Genomic DNA, 17,545 nt, shown 5'->3' on the forward strand with positions numbered 1-17,545 from the left:
CCATGAACCTCATCCTCCGCTCAGAGCCCTGGCATGCGGAACCAGCGTCTTGCTCCGCAGCGGCCAGAACCGCATCCTGCCTCCACAACCGACGCCTCGAGCGCGTCCCTCGCGAGGCAGGACATCGACGGTATGGCTCAGCTTGGGAGAACTGTCAAGAACAAAGAGGGAACAAAAGCTCGACCAGACGACCAAGACGCTCCTCGCGGTGCCGCATCGCAGCGGAGGGGAAGGAAATCCACAACTAGGCGCAGCGCATGGACCTCCTCCCCGCCTCACGGCCGCCGGGGAGGACACCGGATGCCGCTCGTGCTCTCGCAGAGGCGAGGACGCGATGGCGGCGTCCGCCCCATTCCCCTCCCGGCTCATTTCGCGCATAGATAAGGCCATGTCCTTCCGCCTGTTGCGTTCCACCTTTCCGTTCCTGGCCCTTGCGCTATCGGTCGCGAGCTGCGGCTACATTCCCCGGCAGGTCGCGGGACTCTCGGTGGATGCGTCCTGGGATGCCCTGCCCCTGCGCAAATGGCTGGCCGAAGACCGGTCGGAGCCCGTGGCCCTGGCCTTCTGCGCTCCGCCCGCATGCGGCCCGGGCCTCGCCGTCAGCGTCGTACGTGTGACGGGAAAGGACGCGGACATCACGGAAGGCGTCCTGAAGGACCCGGAGCGCCTGGCTCGGGCGCTTCGCTCACCCGCTGGCCGCGGCAAGCCCGTGAAGACCCTCGTCACGGTGGAGCGTCTGAGGGGCGGCCCTCATCCGGGCTTTGCCATCGATCTCGCCCCCGCCGACAATGGTAAGCCCCCGGCCTATGGCGCCGCGTTCGGAAAACGGGAGGGCGGGACCCTGTCGGTCGTGCTGGTGATCGGCGAAGTCCAGGATGCTGTGCGTGAAACGGCCAGGGAGGTCGCTGCCCGCGAATTGGGCTCCTGAAGGCGTTGTTTCTTGACCATAATGCCGTTATGGCGTGGGGCACATCTTGAAACAGCCCGAGGCCCCCATGAAAGCGCGTGTGACCGTGACCCTCAAGAACGGCGTTCTCGACCCTCAAGGCAAGGCCATCGAAGGGGCGCTCAAGTCCCTCGGCGTCGAGGGCATCGACGGTGTGCGCCAGGGCAAGGTCTTCGACATCGAGCTCGGCACCGCCGACAAGGCCCAGGCCGAAGCCCAGCTCAAGGCCGCCTGCGAGAAGCTGCTGGCAAACACCGTCATCGAGAATTACCGCGTCGAGATCGCGTGAGGCTGACATGAAATCCGCCGTCATCGTCTTCCCCGGCTCCAATCGCGAAGGCGATGTGCTGCGGGCGCTGAAATCCGCCGGGTCTCAGGCTGAGAAGGTCTGGCATGCCGAAACGGAGCTGCCGAAGGGCACCGACCTCGTGGTCCTGCCCGGCGGGTTTTCCTACGGAGATTACCTGCGCTGCGGCGCCATTGCCGGCCGCGCCACCGTGATGGATGCGGTTCGCGCCCATGCGGCGCGCGGCGGTCTCGTACTCGGCATCTGCAACGGGTTCCAGATTCTGTGCGAATCTGGGCTTCTCCCCGGCATCCTGATGCGCAATGCGAACCTGAAGTTCATCTGCCACCGCCAGTTCCTGCGGGTCGAGCGCAACGACACGGCGTTTACCCGAAACTACGCGAAGGGTCAGGCCATCGACGTCTGCGTTGCTCATGGCGAGGGCAACTACACGGCCGATGAAGAAACGCTGAAGCGCCTCGAAGGCGACGGTCTCGTGGCCTTCCGCTATGCGGACGCGCAGGGGCACATCACCCAGGATGCCAACCGCAACGGCTCCATGAACTCGATTGCCGGCATCTATTCCGACAAGCTCAACGTGCTCGGCATGATGCCCCATCCGGAAAACCTGATCGAGGACCTCGTGGGCGGCACCGACGGGCGCGGCCTGTTCGAGAGCCTCGTGTCCTCGTTTCCGCGCGCTGCCTGATTTCTCCAGATACAGAGACCCCGATGATCCGCAACGACGTCGCCATCACCCCGGAGCTGGTCAAGGAGCACGGGCTGAAACCCGATGAATACGAGCGCTTCGTGACCCTGATCGGCCGCGAGCCGACCATCACCGAGCTCGGTATCGTGTCGGCCATGTGGAACGAGCATTGCTCGTACAAGTCCTCCCGCATTCACCTGCGCGGCCTGCCCACCAAGGCGCCGTGGGTGATCCAGGGTCCGGGCGAGAATGCCGGCGTGATCGATATCGGCGACGGGCTCGCCTGCATCTTCAAGATGGAGAGCCACAACCACCCGTCCTTCATCGAGCCCTATCAGGGCGCGGCGACGGGTGTGGGCGGCATCCTGCGCGACGTGTTCACCATGGGGGCGCGGCCCATCGCGGCGCTGAACTTCCTGCGCTTCGGCGAACCGGATCATCCGAAGACCCCGCACCTCGTCTCCGGCGTGGTGGCCGGCATCGGCGGCTACGGCAATTCCTTCGGCGTGCCGACCGTCGGCGGCTCCGTGGGCTTCGACAAGCGCTACAACGGCAACATCCTGGTCAACGCCATGGCGGTGGGCCTCGCCCGCACGGACGAGATCTTTTATGCCAAGGCGACCGGCGTCGGAAACCCGATCGTCTATCTCGGCTCCAAGACCGGCCGCGACGGCATCCACGGCGCCACCATGGCGTCGGCCGAATTCGACGACGCGTCCGAGGAGAAGCGCCCCACCGTGCAGGTGGGCGACCCCTTCGCCGAGAAGCTGCTGCTGGAGGCCTGCCTCGAGCTGATGAAGTCCGGCGCCGTGATCGCGATTCAGGACATGGGCGCGGCGGGCCTGACCAGTTCGGCGGTCGAGATGGGAGCCAAGGGCAATCTCGGCATCGAGCTCGACCTCGACAAGGTGCCCTGCCGCGAGGAGGGCATGACCGCCTACGAGATGATGCTCTCCGAGAGCCAGGAGCGCATGCTCATGGTCTTGAAGCCCGGCATGGAGAAGGAAGCGCAGGCCATCTTCCACAAATGGGGCCTCGACTTCGCGGTGATCGGCAAGACCACCGACACCCTGCGTTTCGTGATCAAGCATCAGGGCGAGGTGAAGGCCGACCTGCCGATCAAGGAACTCGGCGACGAGGCTCCGCTCTACGATCGTCCCTGGGTGGAAAGCCCCAAGCAGCCCGTCATCACGCCCGACAGCGTGAAGGCTCCCATGTCCGAGGCCGAGGCGCTGCTGAAGCTCGTGGGCTCGCCGGACCAGTGCTCCAAGCGCTGGGTCTGGGAGCAGTACGACCACCTGATCCTCGGCAACACGGTGCAGACGCCGGGCGGGGATGCGGCCATCGTGCGCGTGGAGGACGGGCCGAAGGGCCTGGCGCTCACCACAGACGTGACACCGCGCTATTGCGAGGCCGACCCGTTCGAGGGCGGCAAGCAGGCGGTGGCGGAAGCCTGGCGCAACATCACGGCGGTGGGCGGCCTGCCGCTGGCGATCACTGACAACCTCAACTTCGCCAGCCCCGAGCGGCCCGAATCCATGGGCCAGTTCGTGGGCTGCGTGAAGGGCATCGGCGAAGCCTGCAAGGCGCTCGACTTCCCCGTCGTGTCCGGCAACGTCTCCCTCTACAACGAGACCAACGGCCAGGGCATCCTGCCGACGCCGGCCATCGGCGGCGTCGGCCTGCTCGACGACGTGACGGTGAACGCCTCCCTGGCCTTCAGGCGCGAGGGCGAGGCGATCATCCTCATCGGCGCGACCCACGGCTGGCTCGGCCAGTCGATCTATCTGCGCGACGTCTGCGGCCGGGAGGACGGCGCTCCGCCGCCGGTGGACCTCGCCCAGGAGAAGCGCAACGGCGACTTCGTGCGCCAGCTCATCCGCTCCGGCCAGGTGAAGACCGTGCATGACCTCTCGGACGGCGGCATTGCCTTAGGCCTTGCCGAGATGGCTATGGCGGGCGGCGTGGGCGCCGAGATCACCGCCTACCCGGAGAACCTGCCCCTCCACGCCTTCCTGTTCGGCGAGGACCAGGCCCGCTACCTCACCGCCGTCGACGAGGATGTGGCCGCCGACATCCTCTACGAGGCCGGCGCCGTCGGCATTCCGGCCGTGACCCTGGGGCTGACCGGAGGCGATGCGTTGATTCTGCCCGGGCAACAGGCCATATCCGTCAAGCAACTGAAGGCAGCCCACGAAGCCTGGCTGCCGAACTACATGACTGGCAAGGCCTGAGGAGTTTGATTCATGCCCATGAATGCAGGTGAGATCGAGAGCATGATCAAGGCCGCCCTGCCGGACGCGGTGGTGGAGATCAAGGATCTGGCGGGCGATGGCGACCACTACGCAGCCACCGTCACGTCCTCGGCCTTCAAGGGCAAGTCCCGGGTTCAGCAGCACCAGATGGTCTATGCCGCGCTGCAGGGCCACATGGGCGGCACCCTCCATGCCCTTGCATTGACGACCCTGGCACCCGACAATTGAGAAACGAACCCGGCGCCTTGACCGCCGGGGTGAAGGAGCATCCCATGGCTGACGCCAACCAGATCATCGACAACGAAGTGAAGTCCAACGACGTCGTGCTCTTCATGAAGGGCACGCCGCAGTTCCCCATGTGCGGGTTCTCTGGGCAAGTGGTCCAGATCCTCAACTACCTCGGCGTGCCGTACAAGGGCGTCAACGTGCTCGAGGACGAGACCGTGCGCCAGGGCATCAAGGACTATTCCAATTGGCCGACCATTCCCCAGCTCTACGTGAAGGGCGAGTTCATCGGCGGCTGCGACATCACCCGCGAGATGTTCCAGGCCGGCGAGCTGCAGCAGCTCTTTGCCGACAAGGGCATTCAGGTTCAGCAGAGCGCCTGAAGACGGGCGATTGTTCTGACGAGATTGGGCGGAGCCATCGGCTCCGCCTTTTTCATGCATCCTCCAACAGGTTTCCGCTGACTGGCCGATGATCCGCGACGGAACTCTCCTCCCCTTTGTGGGGAGGAGTTGGAGGTAGAGGTGCGAGCGATAGCCTATCTAGGTCTGGCGCCGGCACCCCCACCCCAGCCGCTACGCGGCACCCCCTTCCCACAAGGGGGAGGGAAAAAGCGCGTTTTATGTCGCATTCCTTAAACGGCTCAGTTTCCGGCACAATGGCTCTTCCGTTTGTGAAATAGCCGCTGAGACAAGAACACAATCCGGCGGCTCGACCTGGGGGCTTTTCATGCTGGAACCTGAGACGAACATCGTCGCCTTTAAGCCGCGCGCGGCGGTCGTGCATCATCCTAAGAGCCTGATGGAGCGGGTCTATGCCGCCGGCTCCCTGTCTTTGCGGGCCGACGACCGCGCCACCAAGGCGGCGGCCGTGATGCTGCAGGCCTTGGGCTTCCTGGTGATCGAGGAGATCACCGCTGACGGAGCACCCCGCCGGCTCCAGCGCGGGGAGGCGAAGCGCGCCATGGACCGGCCCTGGCGGCTCTCGAAACCGGCCTTCTCGGGCACGATCGGCGTTCCTGACGGCGACGGAGCCCTCCCGGCCTGATGCCCGAACAGGCACCCCGGCTTATCTTTTGGCCGTTCAGATCCAAGGTGATACTCTGCGCAGGTTGGCCTAGGCATCCGGCGACGAGCGGCATCGTCGACGTCGAGATCCGGTCGCCGGCCGATGATGTGGAAGGGCCTCCCGATGGCACCTGCCCAAGCCCTGATCTGCAAAGGCTGCTGGCAGCAGATGCGGATCCCCGTGCCCCTGCACGGTCCGGCCTCCCTGCCGTTTCGGATCTTCGGCATCCGCCCGAGCCGGATGAACCCGAACACCTGCACGGTGTGCGAACTCATGTTCACGCGCATCATGAAGGCCCGCAAGATCCCGGTCGACGTCTCCATCCTGTTTGCCGATCTGAGAGGCTATACGGCCCTGTCGCAGACGCTTCCGCCGGACGCGCTCTCGTCCCTGCTCGATGCCTTCTACGACGAATGCGCGGAGGCGATCTGGGAGTACGACGGCCTTCTTAATAAAACGATCGGCGATTCCGTCATGGCCATCTTCGGCTTCCCGATCCAGCAGCCCAACCACGCCGAGCAGGCCGTGCGGGCGGCCCGCGAGATCCAGCGCCGCTGCGAGGCCCGCCGCAGGACCCTCCTGGCTGAGAACCGAGGTCTTGAGGGAAGGGAGCTCGGGGTCGGGATCGGCATCGATTCAGGGACCGCCAGCTTCGGGGAGTTCGGCCGGGCGCATCGCGACCTCACGGCCATCGGCCCCGTGGTCAACACGGCTGCCCGCGCGCAGGCAGCAGCCGAAACGGATGAAATCCTGGTGACCCGGGCCGTTTACGAACGAGCCGGGCGCGACCTGGTCAGAGGCGAAGGACGGGACTACCAGCTCAAGGGCATCGAGGCTCCGGTGCAGCTCTACGCAGCGTGATCCCGGCGCTCAGGGGCGGTTCAAGGCAGCCTTCATGAACGAGACCGCATCGGGCGAGGCCCACTCGGTCGGCCCTTTCAGCAGCGCGATCTCGCACCCGGAGGCATCGACCACGAAGGTGGTCGGCAGGCCGACCACATGGCCCGATTTCTGCAGGACCTGCAGGATCTTTCCCTCGGGATCGGCATGATAGGCCAGATTCGTGATGCCGTTTTCCTTGAGCCAGACTTTCGGCTTCTCCCGGTTGCGGGTATCCACGTTGATCGCGACCACCTGGAAATCGGGCCCACCCAGCTCCGCCTGCAGCTTGTCAAGGGCCGGCATCTCCTCCCGGCACGGCACGCACCAGGTAGCCCAGAGATTGACCAGGATGGTCTTGCCCTTGAAATCGGCAAGGCTCGTCGGCTTCTCGTCAGGGCCCGTGAAGGCGATCGCCGGCGGCGGCTTGGGAGCGCTGCTCACCCCGACGGCCGCCACCTCGCCCTTGACAAGCGGCTTCAACCGCTCGGTCGTGGCTGTCGAGGCACGGCATTCGGACACGCCGGCGGCCATGGGATCGCGGGGCGCCAGCCCATACCAGACGGCGCCGGCGCCGGCGAGCACGAGAGCGGCCAAGCCTACCAGCCAGTTTTTTCTGGATTTCACTGCGTTCGACATGGCCCGTGATGTGGCGCCTTTCGGCTCAGGGCTCAAGCCCCGAATGATGGAACGGCTCCGGTTGGAAGGTCACAATCCTGTGGCGGCGAGGCCACTTGTCGTCCACACCTTGCCTCTCGCATCTCTGGTGACTTCCCGTTATGGTGCGGCCACGTTTCGGAGCCTCCTGATGTCGTCCAGCCTGTCTCTCGCCCGTCCGCTCCTGATCGCGGGCCTTGTTGTTCTATGTCTTTCGGCCTGCGGCCGCCGCGGCGCGCTCGAGCCGCCGCCGAGCGCCTCGGCACCGGCAGCGCAGCCGGCGAGCACCGTCAGCGACACGGCCCTGCCCTCCCCTGTCGGGACGCCGCGCTCCTCGCCACGCCTGGGCTATACGATCCCCGACAAGCCCTTCATTCTCGACCCGCTGCTTTAGGCCGTTTCGATGCACCATTTTGCCTATCGCGACGGCGTCCTCCATGCGGAGGGCGTCGACCTGCGCCGCCTTGCCGATGAGGTCGGCACTCCGTTCTACTGCTATTCCAGCGCCACCCTTGAGCGGCACTACCGGGTCTTCGCCGAGGCCTTTGCCGACACGGACGCTCTCGTCTGCTACGCCATGAAGGCGAACTCCAATCAGGCGGTGCTCACCACCGTGAGCCGCCTGGGCGCCGGGATGGACATCGTGTCGGAGGGCGAACTGCGACGGGCGCTCGCCGCCGGGGTGTCGGGCGAACGCATCGTGTTCTCCGGCGTTGGCAAGACCAGGCCTGAGATGGCGTTCGCGCTCGACAGCGGCATCCTGTGCTTCAACGTGGAATCCGAGCCCGAGCTTGAGGCGCTCTCCGAGGTCGCGGTTTCGAAGGGGATGCGCGCGCCGGTGTCGATCCGCATCAACCCGGATGTGGACGCCAAGACGCACGCAAAGATCTCGACCGGCAAATCCGAGAACAAGTTCGGCATTCCGATTTCCCGCGCCCGCGAGGTCTATGCACGGGCAGCGGCGCTGAAGGGCATCACGGTCACCGGCGTCGACATGCATATCGGCAGCCAGATCACGGATTTGAGCCCCTTTGACAACGCCACCGCGCTGCTGGCAGAGCTCGCCCGCGACCTGAAGGCGGATGGCCACAAGCTGCATCACATCGATCTCGGCGGCGGCCTCGGCGTGCCCTACCGGGAGAACAACGAGCCTCCGCCCGATCCGCAGGCTTACGCCGCGATCATCAAGCGCCACACGAAGGATCTCGGCCTCAAGCTCGTGTTCGAGATGGGCCGCCTGATCGCCGGCAATGCGGGCGTGCTGATTGCCCGGGTGATCTACGTGAAGCAAGGCGCCGACAAGCCCTTCGTGATCGTCGATGCGGCCATGAACGACCTCATCCGCCCGACGCTCTACGAGGCGCATCACGACATCAAGCCGGTGGCGCAAGCCTCCCCCGACACGCCGCGCATCGTCGCCGACGTGGTCGGTCCCGTGTGCGAGACCGGCGATTATCTGGCGCTGTCGCGCGACATGCCTGCGGTGAAAGCCGGCGACCTCATCGCCATCATGACCGCCGGCGCCTACGGGGCCGTGCAGGCCAACACCTACAACACCCGCCTGCTCGTGCCCGAGGTGCTGGTGCGCGGCGACGACCACGCGGTGGTGCGCCCGCGCCCCACCTACGACGATCTGATCGGCCTCGACCGAATTCCGGGCTGGCTCGGCTAAAGCATCGGCCCAGGGCCCAAACAAAAACCCCGGCGCGAGGAACGCCGGGGTTTTTGTTGGCCTGCCTCTTCGTTCAGATGACGAAGAAGTCTTTCTCGGTGAGCGAGAGTCCCTTCTTGAGGGTGGCAAACTTCACCTGCGCCGAGCGGCCCGTGCCGTCCGCATCGTAATACAACGCGCCGGACTTCTTGTCGTAGATGATCCGGTCGGACGCATCGTGCGCCTCCTTGCCGGTCCAGAACATCGCCTTCGCCAGCTTGCCGGGCTTATCCTCTGAGCCCTTGCCGATCTTGGTGAACACGGCGTTGTCGAGCCAGATCGAGTCATCCTTGACCACGAAGTCGCTGATCTTGTCGACGTTGGTCTTCTTGTTCGTCTTGGTGGCAAACACGAAGATGTCCTTACCGCCATCGCCTTTCAGCGTGTCGTTGCCCAGACCGCCGAAGAGCTTGTCGTCGCCAAGGCCGCCGCCCAGCGTGTCCTTGCCGACGCCGCCCTTGATTACGTCGTTGGCGACAGAACCGGCTGTGCTCTCAACGCCGACATCATTCACGCTGATGGTGACGACGCGATCGTTGGAGAGCCCGCCGGCAGACGTACGAATGGTGAAGGTGTATGATGTCGTCTGCTCATAATCGAGCGCGACGCCGTTCTTCACCCGAAGCTCGCTGCCGACGATCTCGAAGGGCGCATCTCCTGCTCCCACGAGGGAATAGGCAATGGTTTGACCGTTGCTGTCCTGTGCGGAAAGCGTGCCGACCGGCGTGCCATCTGCAACGAGTTCGTCGATCCTGTTGTTGGACAAGGTCGGCCGGGACGGCGGCCGGTCTGCGATCTCGGACCTGACCGTCACCTGTGCCTCGGCCTTTTGGCTCTCATCGTCGGCAACCGTAATCGTGAAGGTTGTCTCCTCGCCCAGGCCTACCGGACCGTTTCGGTCCGTCGGATTGAACTGAAGGGCATTCAGGGCGAGCCTAACGTAATCCCCGGTCCCTTCGACCGTGTAAGTGCCTTCCTGAGGATCATAGGTGCCGCCGCCCCCCGGAATGAGCACGCCCTTCGTCTTGTCGAACGTCACCGTGACAGTCAGGCGATCTCCATCAGGATCGCTCAGCACTATGCTGGCGAAGGGAGAGATGAAGCTTGTGTCCGCAACGGTTTCGGTCTTTGTCGGAACGCCCTCGATCACGGGAGCTCTGTTCACCTGCCCGCCGGTGGACAGCGCAAGGTTGACTTGGAGATCGAAGAAGCTCTGCGCCCCACCTGCATCGGTCAGTAGCACGGCGATCTGGCGCTGCTGAGCGACGTAGCTGCCGGATGCGGTGTTCTGATAGGCCAAGGCCTGCACGACGGCGGTGACCATGGCGGAGGTTGCGCTTGCATCGAAATTGATCAGGAGCCCGTCTGTGCCGGATCCGTCTTTCGCAAGCGTACCGACGAGTGCGTTATTGAAGAAAACCCTGCCATTCGCGACCGTCACGCCGTTCTCTTGAATTAAGCCAAGCCGGTCTTCGCCGGCGACGCGATTGGTGATCTGGACCGAGAGCGATTGGAATCGGTTTAAATCGTCGCTGACCACAGCAGCCCCATCTGTGTCGAGCCGGGTCATGGCGCCGCCGATAAGGGCCTTGCTCTGATCGCCAAAGAAGTTGGCGATCTGCGGAAGAGCATTGGTGTGGTCTGCGCCGCCGTACCTGACCACATCGATGCCTTGGCTGAAAAGCCGGATCAATTCGTCTTGAGTAAAGACGCCATCCGTCAGCTCGACTGTTTCGCCAAAGCTCTCGCTGCCATCGATCAGCAGCGCCGTTGCAACATCGTCTACGGTAACATGATAGTCGGAATAAGCCACCGACAGCTTGATCCAATCGATTCCCATCAGTGTGACGTCGCTAAGGTCGTAGTTCCCGCCATAGACGAGTTCCAGCACATCGTTGTTGCCGCCACCGCCGTCGATCGTCTCGAACTGCGTGATCCTCCCCGCACTCGCGATGATCCGGTCGTCCTCGTTTGTTCCGACGATCCTCTCGAAGCGAAGAAGTTGTGCAGGGAGCGTCAGGTCGATGGCACCTGATTGGGTCATCTGCAGGGTATCGTTGCCTCCCCCACCGTCCAGAACATCGCCTACGGAAAGACCATTCTGCTCGACATTCAGGACGTCATCATCGGTGGTGCCAGTCGCATATTCCAAGGCACTCGTTACCGCATCGACGGCGATCTGCGTGAAGATGCGTTGGGCGATACCGGTTCCGGGTTTCTCATCCTGATCTAGGGTCTGCCAGGTGACGACCCAACGCTCATTGTCGAGTGCGGTAACCTGCGGGTGTTCGTTCCATATACTGCCAAGCCAAGCCGGCACGACCAGGTCGGGACCAGAGGTCGATCCATCTGCCAAATAGCGGCGTTGGTGAACATCGAATCGCGACTCCCAGGTGATGACCCAGCTTCCGTCATCATGAACGGCGATATGCGGATTATCCTGCGAAGCCTCGCGATCCACATTGACAATTTCCTCCTGACGTACGACGCCGGATGCATCGTAGCGCTTGAAGAAGATGTCGTTGGACCCGTCGGGGCCAACCCCGTACCGGACGACGAGCCAGCCGCCATTCGGGAGCGCCGCGATCTTCTGAGACTTGCCTCCCATGCCGCGGACATCTGTGACGACCGCATATTCCTGCGATCCCGCTGTTCCATCCAGCGCCACGGCTCTTCCGTCTTTGTCGTAGCGGCGCATGTAGATATTGGCCTTCAGATCATATGGACCTTCGTCAACCCAGGACACGATCCAGCCGCCATCCTGAAGCGTGGTCACATCAGAAAACCGCTGATGTCCATCGATCTTGACATTGACCCGTTGGTCGGCATGAGCAATTTGAGGCTCGCCCTGGGCATTGAAGCGCTGCTGATAAATGCCGTAATTCGATCCATCGCCGCTTTGCCAGGTGACCAGCCACTCACCATCGGCCAGGGCGGTCATCTCGATGTTGCTCCGGGTATCGGCCAGACGAGACGGATTGACGGTTGTCACGTCCTGCGGCTCCCCTGCGGAATTGTAATGGCGCTGATGAATGACCCCAGTGTCGTTGGACCTATCGATCCAGCTCACAACCCATCCGCCATTCGAGAGGCCGACGACTGTGGACCAGATTTGGTTGCCCTCAATGCTGGTGTTGACGAGCCGATCGGCAGGCACGCCGCCGGAAGTGAACTGCGCCACCCCGTTCGCGTCATAGCGCTGCATATAGATGCCATTCCCGCTGGCATCCTGGCCGCTCCAGGTCACCACCCAACCGCCATCGGTCAGCCGTGTAATCGTCGGATGACTTTGGCTGTTCTTGATCAAGGTATTAACCTGCTGCTCGTCTCCGCTGCGCAACACCGTAAAAGCCATGATACCCCCCTGCTCCAAGATCCGCGTTCTGCCGCCTTTAAGTTTTCTGCTGACCGTGCCGGCCGGCGGCCTTGCCAAGCTACCTTACGGAATCTTTATAACGTATCAAGAGTACTTTAGGAATATGTGCGCCCCTCATCAGTTAGAGAGTGGTCTGCGCAGGGTATCACCAGCTCTCATCAAGATAATATATTATTTCATATATCCTGAGACTGCGGGCCGCGGCTGCTTGGCAGGACCCCTAATGCAACAGGGGAGCCTAATGGCTCCCCCGCTCAAGAGATGCGGTTTCTGGCCGCCTCCTTGTCTCAGATCACAAAGAAATCCTTGTGGGTGAGGCCGAGCTTCTTCGACAGGGCTGCGATCTGCACGGCCGCCTGGGATCCCGAGCCATCGGCATCGTAGGAGAGAGCACCGGTCTTCTTGTTGTAGATCAGGTAATCATCCTTATCCTTGGCCTTGTCGCCGACGACGAAGAACGATTTCTTGATCTGCGCGGGAGACGTTTCGGAACCCTTCTTCCCGAGCTTGGTGAAGATCTTGTTCTCCAGCCACATGGAATCGTCCACCACCGTGAAGTCTGCGACCTTGTCGAGATTGGTCTTCTTGTTCGGTTTGGAATCAAACACGAAGACATCCTGACCGCCACCGCCGTTCAGAACATCCTTGCCGGTGCCTCCGTAGAGCCTGTCGTTTCCGGTGTTGCCCGTGAGCATATCGTTTCCGGCGAGACCCTTTATAATATCCCGACCTGCCGTACCGTTCAGGCTGTCTGTCTTCGCCGCGCCGATCAGAGTATCGACACCATCAATCAGACTCAGGTTCAAGGTTCTGGAGAGGGAATGCACGCCGTCGGATACAACGACATTCACTACACGGTGGGACGGGTTCTCGTAATCGAGCTTTATTCCATCGCGAACGACAATGTCATAATCACCATCGCCGTTGTCTATAAGTTCGAACCATGCGGCGCTCTCGGCGGACAGGATACAGGTAAGCTCTTCATCTTCGACATCAACTGCCTTAAGCTTTCCAGCAATTGCATGATCCCCAGCACCCTCATTCACTGTGATGGAGGTCAGGGTTGCCGTCGGGATTACGTTCACGTCACGCAAGCTAATCTCGAAAGATTTCGACACCGTCCCAATATTGTTAGTTACATTCACTCCGAGAATGTGATGACTATCATTCTCATAATCGAGCGTCACTCCACTGCGAACGACGACATCATAGCCACCGCTGCTATTTGCCACTAGGTCGAAGAGACTCGAGTTCGCGTCAGACAAAGAATAGGAAAGTTGGTTGCCATCGTCGTCCGTCGGCACAAGCTTGCCAACGATCGTGCCGCCTCCCGCACCCTCGCTCACGCTCACGAGCGTATAGCTGCCGAACACCAGATCGAAGGTTTCTTCAAATGAGAAGTTGAATCCGTCGGAAACCTTCACGGTGAAGCTGCGCTGTGCTTCATCCGTGTAATCGAGGGTGACGCCCTGCTTAACGAGGACGCCATACGTGCCATCCTCATTCTTCACGAGGCTGAACAGTTTGGCACTCTCGCCTGAGAGGGTGTAGCTGACTGCCTCTCCTTCCGGATCGTAGGCCACAAGCGTGCCGACAAGTATGCCGGCAGGTGTATTTCTTCCAACCTCCCGGAACTCGAAAGTGGCCTCAGGCTCCAAGTTCTCGTTGATGTTGAGAAAGACGGTTTCCGATGTCGTGTTGCCCGCATTGTCTGAAACTTCAACGACCAAGCTCTGAAAGGCAGCCCTGTCCGAGCGCAGGGTGACGCCCTGCTTCACGACGACGTTCCAAGTGCCGTCATTATTGTCGACGAGGCTGAACCATTGAGCGCTGGCTGCAGATAGTTTGTACGTTAACACACCATCCTCAGGATCTATGGCGCTGATCACAGCGACAAGCGTTCCTCCTTTCGATCCGTCGAGCACCTCCACCGGTTCGGCATTCACCTCCGGCGCCTCGTTCACGGGCGTCACGGTGAGCGTGATCTGCTTCACGTAAGACAGGCCCTTGGCGTCCGTGACCTTGACATAAACCGGCATGGGTTCAATCGAGGCATCGCTGAGGTCGTGCTTAACGACGATCTCGCTACCGGAAGTTCCGAGATAGGGATGGTCGTATTCAGTCGCGCCGTTTATGTCGGTAACGATCGTATAGGTCAGCAGGTCGCCCCGGTCTGGGTCCTGTCCCGCCAAGGTGGCGACGGTTGCACCCAGGATGGCGTTGTCCCCGATGGTGCCGCCGCTGACGAGGGTGATATCCGTGGGAGCTTCGTTCACGTTGGTGAGGCTGATCACCACCGGCGCGGCCTCGACCGGCGTGTTCTGGCTCCCAACAGCCTGAATGTTGAGCGTGAACTGCTTCTCGAGCCCTTCGAAGTTGAAACTGCCGGACTTCACGACGAGCTGGTTTCCATCGATGATCTGGAACCGCTCATCATCAAGGATGAACGTGAATGTCTCGCCCGCGGCAATCTCACCGGCGACGCTGAGAGTGCCCACGAGAGCACCTGCCTGTGCATCTTCGCCAAGTGTATTGGAGGATATAACAAGCGTAGCCATGGAAGCGCCCCAAAAGATAATGTAATTATATTATAATTGGAATCATGTATCGTCATGCCGTCCAGACGTCAAGGAATTTCGCCGCTCCCGCCCTATCGTCGCGGCCGTGAACCGGGGCGGTTCGAGGCGCGTTCGTATGCAAGCCACGGTCACCTCTTCTTGAACCTCCGTGCCGATTTGACCGCTGGTCATGCGGATCGGCCGTGCTAGCTTCCTTACGGGGGCGTCTGCACATCCGGTGCAGCGGGAGACTTGGTGACCATGAGTGAAGGCCCGAACCCGACATCTGGGCAGAGCCGCCTGAACCAGCGGTTCGGCCGCCTTGTGTCCCATGCCCGCTGGTCGCTCTGGTGGGAGGAGGCCTGGCCCCGGCTCTGGCTGCCGCTCGCCATCGTCCTTTCGTTCCTCACCCTGTCCTGGCTCGGCCTATGGCTCGATCTGCCTGTCCTGTGGCGGACGGTCGGGCTCGGCCTGTTCGCGGCAGCGTTTCTCCTGTCGCTCTGGCCCCTCTTCCGCCTGAGGATGCCGAGCCGCACCCATGCCCTCGACCGCCTGGACCGGGAGACCGGCCTTGCCACCGGCCCGGCGCGCGCGCTCGACGACTCCCTTGCCCTGGGTTCCGCCGATCCGGGCACCCGGGCTCTCTGGGCCCTCCACCGCAAGCGCGCGGAAGAGGCCGTGAGCCGGATGCGGGTGGGCCTGCCGCGGCCGGACATGCCCCGGCGCGACCGCTATGCCTTGCGGGCCGCGGGCCTGCTCGCCCTGGTGACCAGCGCCTTCGTGGCCGGTCCCGAGATCGGCTCGCGCCTGGCCGCAGCCTTCGACTGGCGCAATCCGGAGACAGCAACCGCCTCCTTCCGCATCGACGGCTGGATCGACCCGCCCCTCTATACCCGCACACCTCCCCTCATGATCGACCTCGCCCGCGCGCAGAGCCTGAGGGCGCCGGCTCGTTCGACGGTGGTGATCCGCATCGCCGGCGAAGGCAGCGCGGAGGTCAAGCCGGGCAAGGGTCTCACCCCCCTGCCCCCGAAAGCCGGCCAGCGCACCGACATGCGCGAGGAGCGCTACACCCTCGAAGGCTCCAGCGAGCTGACGGTCAGCACGGGCTTTGCCCAGAGCGTCACGCTCACCATCGAGGCCATTCCCGACCGGATGCCCGAGATCGCCTTCACCACCCCGCCCGAGGTGAATGCGCGCGGCACCTTTACGCTCTCCTACAAGGGCAAGGACGATTACGGCATCACGGCCCTGGACGGCATCGTGGAGAAGGCCGACAACAGCCGGGGGCGCTCCCTCGTGCCGGCACCGCAGCTGACGCTCGCGCTCCCGAGCCACGAGGAGAACGCGCCGGACACCAAGTCTCCCGTCGACCTCACCAACCATGCCTGGGCCGGCGCGCCGGTGACGATCCAGCTCAAGGCCAAGGACGAGGCGGGCCAGGAAGCGCTCAGCGAAAAGATCACCTTTACCCTGCCGCAGCGCCCCTTCACCAACCCGCTCGCCAAGGCCCTGGTGGAGCAGCGGCGCAACCTGGTGCTCGCGCCTGACGATCGCAAGCGCGTGCAGGTGGCCCTCGATGCCCTGCTGATCGCCCCGGAAGAGTACATCCCGCAGTGGGGCGTGTTCATGGGGCTGCGCCAAGGGGCGGAGCGCCTGCGGGTCGCCAGGACCGACCAGGATCTCACCGATGTGGCCGACTGGCTCTGGGCCATGGCGCTGCAGATCGAGGATGGCGGGCTCTCCGACGCGGAGCGGGAGCTGCGCGCCGCCCAGGAGCGCCTGAAGGAGGCCATGGAACGGGGTGCGACGGACGACGAGATGCGCCGCCTCACCGAAGAGCTGCGCCAGGCCATGGACAAGTTCCTGCGGGAATTCGCCCAACGCATGCAGCAGAACCAGCAGCAATCGCAGAACCAGAACCAGCGCGCGCCGGACCGGATGATCTCGCAGGACGATCTCAACCGCATGCTGCAGCAGATGGAAGAGGCCATGCGCCGCGGCGACGTGGCCGAGGCCCAGCGCCTGCTCGAGCAGCTGCGCAACATCCTTGAGAACCTGCAGACCGCCCAACCCAACAGCCGCATGACCGACCCTCTCGGCCGCGAGATGAACCAGGCCATGCAGGACATGGAGGACATGGCGCGCGAGCAGCAGAACCTGCGCGACGAGACCTTCCGCGACGGCCAGAACCGGCGCATGCAGCAGGGCGACCGCAACGGCCAGCGCCAACAGGGTCAGCGCCAGCAAGGACAGCGCCAGCAAGGTCAACAGGGCCAGCAAGGCGAACAGGGCGAGGGCCAGGAGCAGGCCGAGGGCCAGGGCGGGCAGGATCAGGATCCGCTCGGCCTCCGGCAGCGGCAGCAGGCCCTGAGGGAGCGTCTGGAGGAGCTTCAGCGGCGCATGCAGGGCATGGGCATGCAGGGCGAGCAGGGCCTCGGCGAGGCCGAGCAGGCCATGCGCGATGCCGAGGGCGCCCTTGGCCAGGGTCAGGACGGCCCGGCCGTCGATGCCCAGGGCCGGGCCCTGGAGAGCCTGCGGCGCGGCATGCAGGGCATGGCCCAGCAGATGCAGCAGATGCAGCAGGGTGACGGCCAAGGGAACGAGCAGGCGGGCGACCAGCCCGGCCAAGGCAATCCGCAGGGCAACCAGCAGGCAGGCCAGCGCGACAATGATCCGCTGGGGCGTCCGTTGCGGAACCGGGACTACTCCGATGGCCGTGTCGAGGTGCCCAGTGCCGGTGCATCACCGGCCCAGCGCGCGCAGCAGATCCTGGAAGAGCTGCGCCGCAAGCTGGCCGACCCCTCGCGAGCGCAGGAAGAACTCGAATATTTCGAGCGGCTGCTGCGCAGAAACTGATAACAGGGTCAACGCA

The 17,545-nt window shown here is 63.3% G+C and carries 14 protein-coding genes; 11 read left to right on the forward strand and 3 right to left on the reverse strand.

All coding sequences use genetic code 11. The features are described from left to right. The first annotated feature begins 388 nt into the window (after positions 1 to 388). The 8 genes from JQC81_RS29255 (at position 389) to JQC81_RS29290 (ending at position 6,350) form a co-directional block, all read left to right on the forward strand. On the forward strand, positions 389 to 928 hold the full coding sequence (locus tag JQC81_RS29255; protein ID WP_203275301.1) for a hypothetical protein: 540 nt from the start codon (positions 389 to 391) through the stop codon (positions 926 to 928). A gap of 67 nt (positions 929 to 995) precedes the next feature. Beyond that, positions 996 to 1,235, forward strand: a complete 240-nt coding sequence (gene purS / locus JQC81_RS29260; RefSeq protein WP_190847026.1) for a phosphoribosylformylglycinamidine synthase subunit PurS — start codon at positions 996 to 998, stop codon at positions 1,233 to 1,235. Positions 1,236 to 1,242: 7 nt separating this feature from the next. After that, on the forward strand, positions 1,243 to 1,941 hold the full coding sequence (gene purQ, locus JQC81_RS29265) for a phosphoribosylformylglycinamidine synthase subunit PurQ (RefSeq protein ID WP_203275302.1): 699 nt from the start codon (positions 1,243 to 1,245) through the stop codon (positions 1,939 to 1,941). A 23-nt stretch (positions 1,942 to 1,964) separates the two neighbouring features. Then, positions 1,965 to 4,175, forward strand: a complete 2,211-nt coding sequence (gene purL / locus JQC81_RS29270) for a phosphoribosylformylglycinamidine synthase subunit PurL (RefSeq protein WP_203275303.1) — start codon at positions 1,965 to 1,967, stop codon at positions 4,173 to 4,175. A gap of 12 nt (positions 4,176 to 4,187) precedes the next feature. Continuing rightward, entirely contained in the window at positions 4,188 to 4,424 is a 237-nt protein-coding gene (locus tag JQC81_RS29275) for a BolA family protein (protein ID WP_203275304.1), read from the forward strand. Positions 4,425 to 4,468: 44 nt separating this feature from the next. After that, on the forward strand, positions 4,469 to 4,804 hold the full coding sequence (grxD, locus tag JQC81_RS29280) for a Grx4 family monothiol glutaredoxin (RefSeq protein WP_203275305.1): 336 nt from the start codon (positions 4,469 to 4,471) through the stop codon (positions 4,802 to 4,804). A 346-nt stretch (positions 4,805 to 5,150) separates the two neighbouring features. After that, positions 5,151 to 5,468, forward strand: a complete 318-nt coding sequence (locus JQC81_RS29285) for a hypothetical protein (protein WP_246520733.1) — start codon at positions 5,151 to 5,153, stop codon at positions 5,466 to 5,468. Positions 5,469 to 5,612: 144 nt separating this feature from the next. Continuing rightward, complete coding sequence (locus JQC81_RS29290; RefSeq protein WP_203275306.1) at positions 5,613 to 6,350, forward strand: adenylate/guanylate cyclase domain-containing protein; 738 nt, start codon at positions 5,613 to 5,615, stop codon at positions 6,348 to 6,350. A gap of 9 nt (positions 6,351 to 6,359) precedes the next feature. Here the strand turns inward: JQC81_RS29290 and tlpA are convergent, their stop codons facing one another. Continuing rightward, positions 6,360 to 7,007 carry a thiol:disulfide interchange protein TlpA gene (gene tlpA, locus JQC81_RS29295; protein ID WP_203275307.1) on the reverse strand — a complete coding sequence of 216 codons (648 nt, stop codon included), beginning with the start codon at positions 7,005 to 7,007 and terminating at the stop codon, positions 6,360 to 6,362. Between the two features lie 169 nt (positions 7,008 to 7,176). Here tlpA and lptM point away from each other — a divergent pair, with 169 nt between their 5' ends. Further along, positions 7,177 to 7,419 carry an LPS translocon maturation chaperone LptM gene (lptM, locus tag JQC81_RS29300; protein ID WP_203275308.1) on the forward strand — a complete coding sequence of 81 codons (243 nt, stop codon included), beginning with the start codon at positions 7,177 to 7,179 and terminating at the stop codon, positions 7,417 to 7,419. Between the two features lie 9 nt (positions 7,420 to 7,428). Beyond that, positions 7,429 to 8,697 (forward strand): diaminopimelate decarboxylase, encoded by a 1,269-nt coding sequence (gene lysA, locus JQC81_RS29305; RefSeq protein WP_203275309.1) that lies wholly within the window; start codon positions 7,429 to 7,431, stop codon positions 8,695 to 8,697. A gap of 73 nt (positions 8,698 to 8,770) precedes the next feature. Here lysA and JQC81_RS29310 read toward each other — a convergent pair whose 3' ends face one another. Then, complete coding sequence (locus tag JQC81_RS29310) at positions 8,771 to 12,091, reverse strand: Ig-like domain-containing protein (RefSeq protein ID WP_203275310.1); 3,321 nt, start codon at positions 12,089 to 12,091, stop codon at positions 8,771 to 8,773. Positions 12,092 to 12,399: 308 nt separating this feature from the next. Beyond that, complete coding sequence (locus JQC81_RS34045; RefSeq protein ID WP_203275311.1) at positions 12,400 to 14,409, reverse strand: hypothetical protein; 2,010 nt, start codon at positions 14,407 to 14,409, stop codon at positions 12,400 to 12,402. Positions 14,410 to 14,931: 522 nt separating this feature from the next. Here JQC81_RS34045 and JQC81_RS29320 point away from each other — a divergent pair. Then, complete coding sequence (locus tag JQC81_RS29320; protein WP_203275312.1) at positions 14,932 to 17,529, forward strand: TIGR02302 family protein; 2,598 nt, start codon at positions 14,932 to 14,934, stop codon at positions 17,527 to 17,529. Positions 17,530 to 17,545: the final 16 nt, after the last annotated feature.

The organism is Microvirga arabica, from assembly GCF_016811235.1.
Taxonomy (GTDB): domain Bacteria; phylum Pseudomonadota; class Alphaproteobacteria; order Rhizobiales; family Beijerinckiaceae; genus Microvirga; species Microvirga arabica.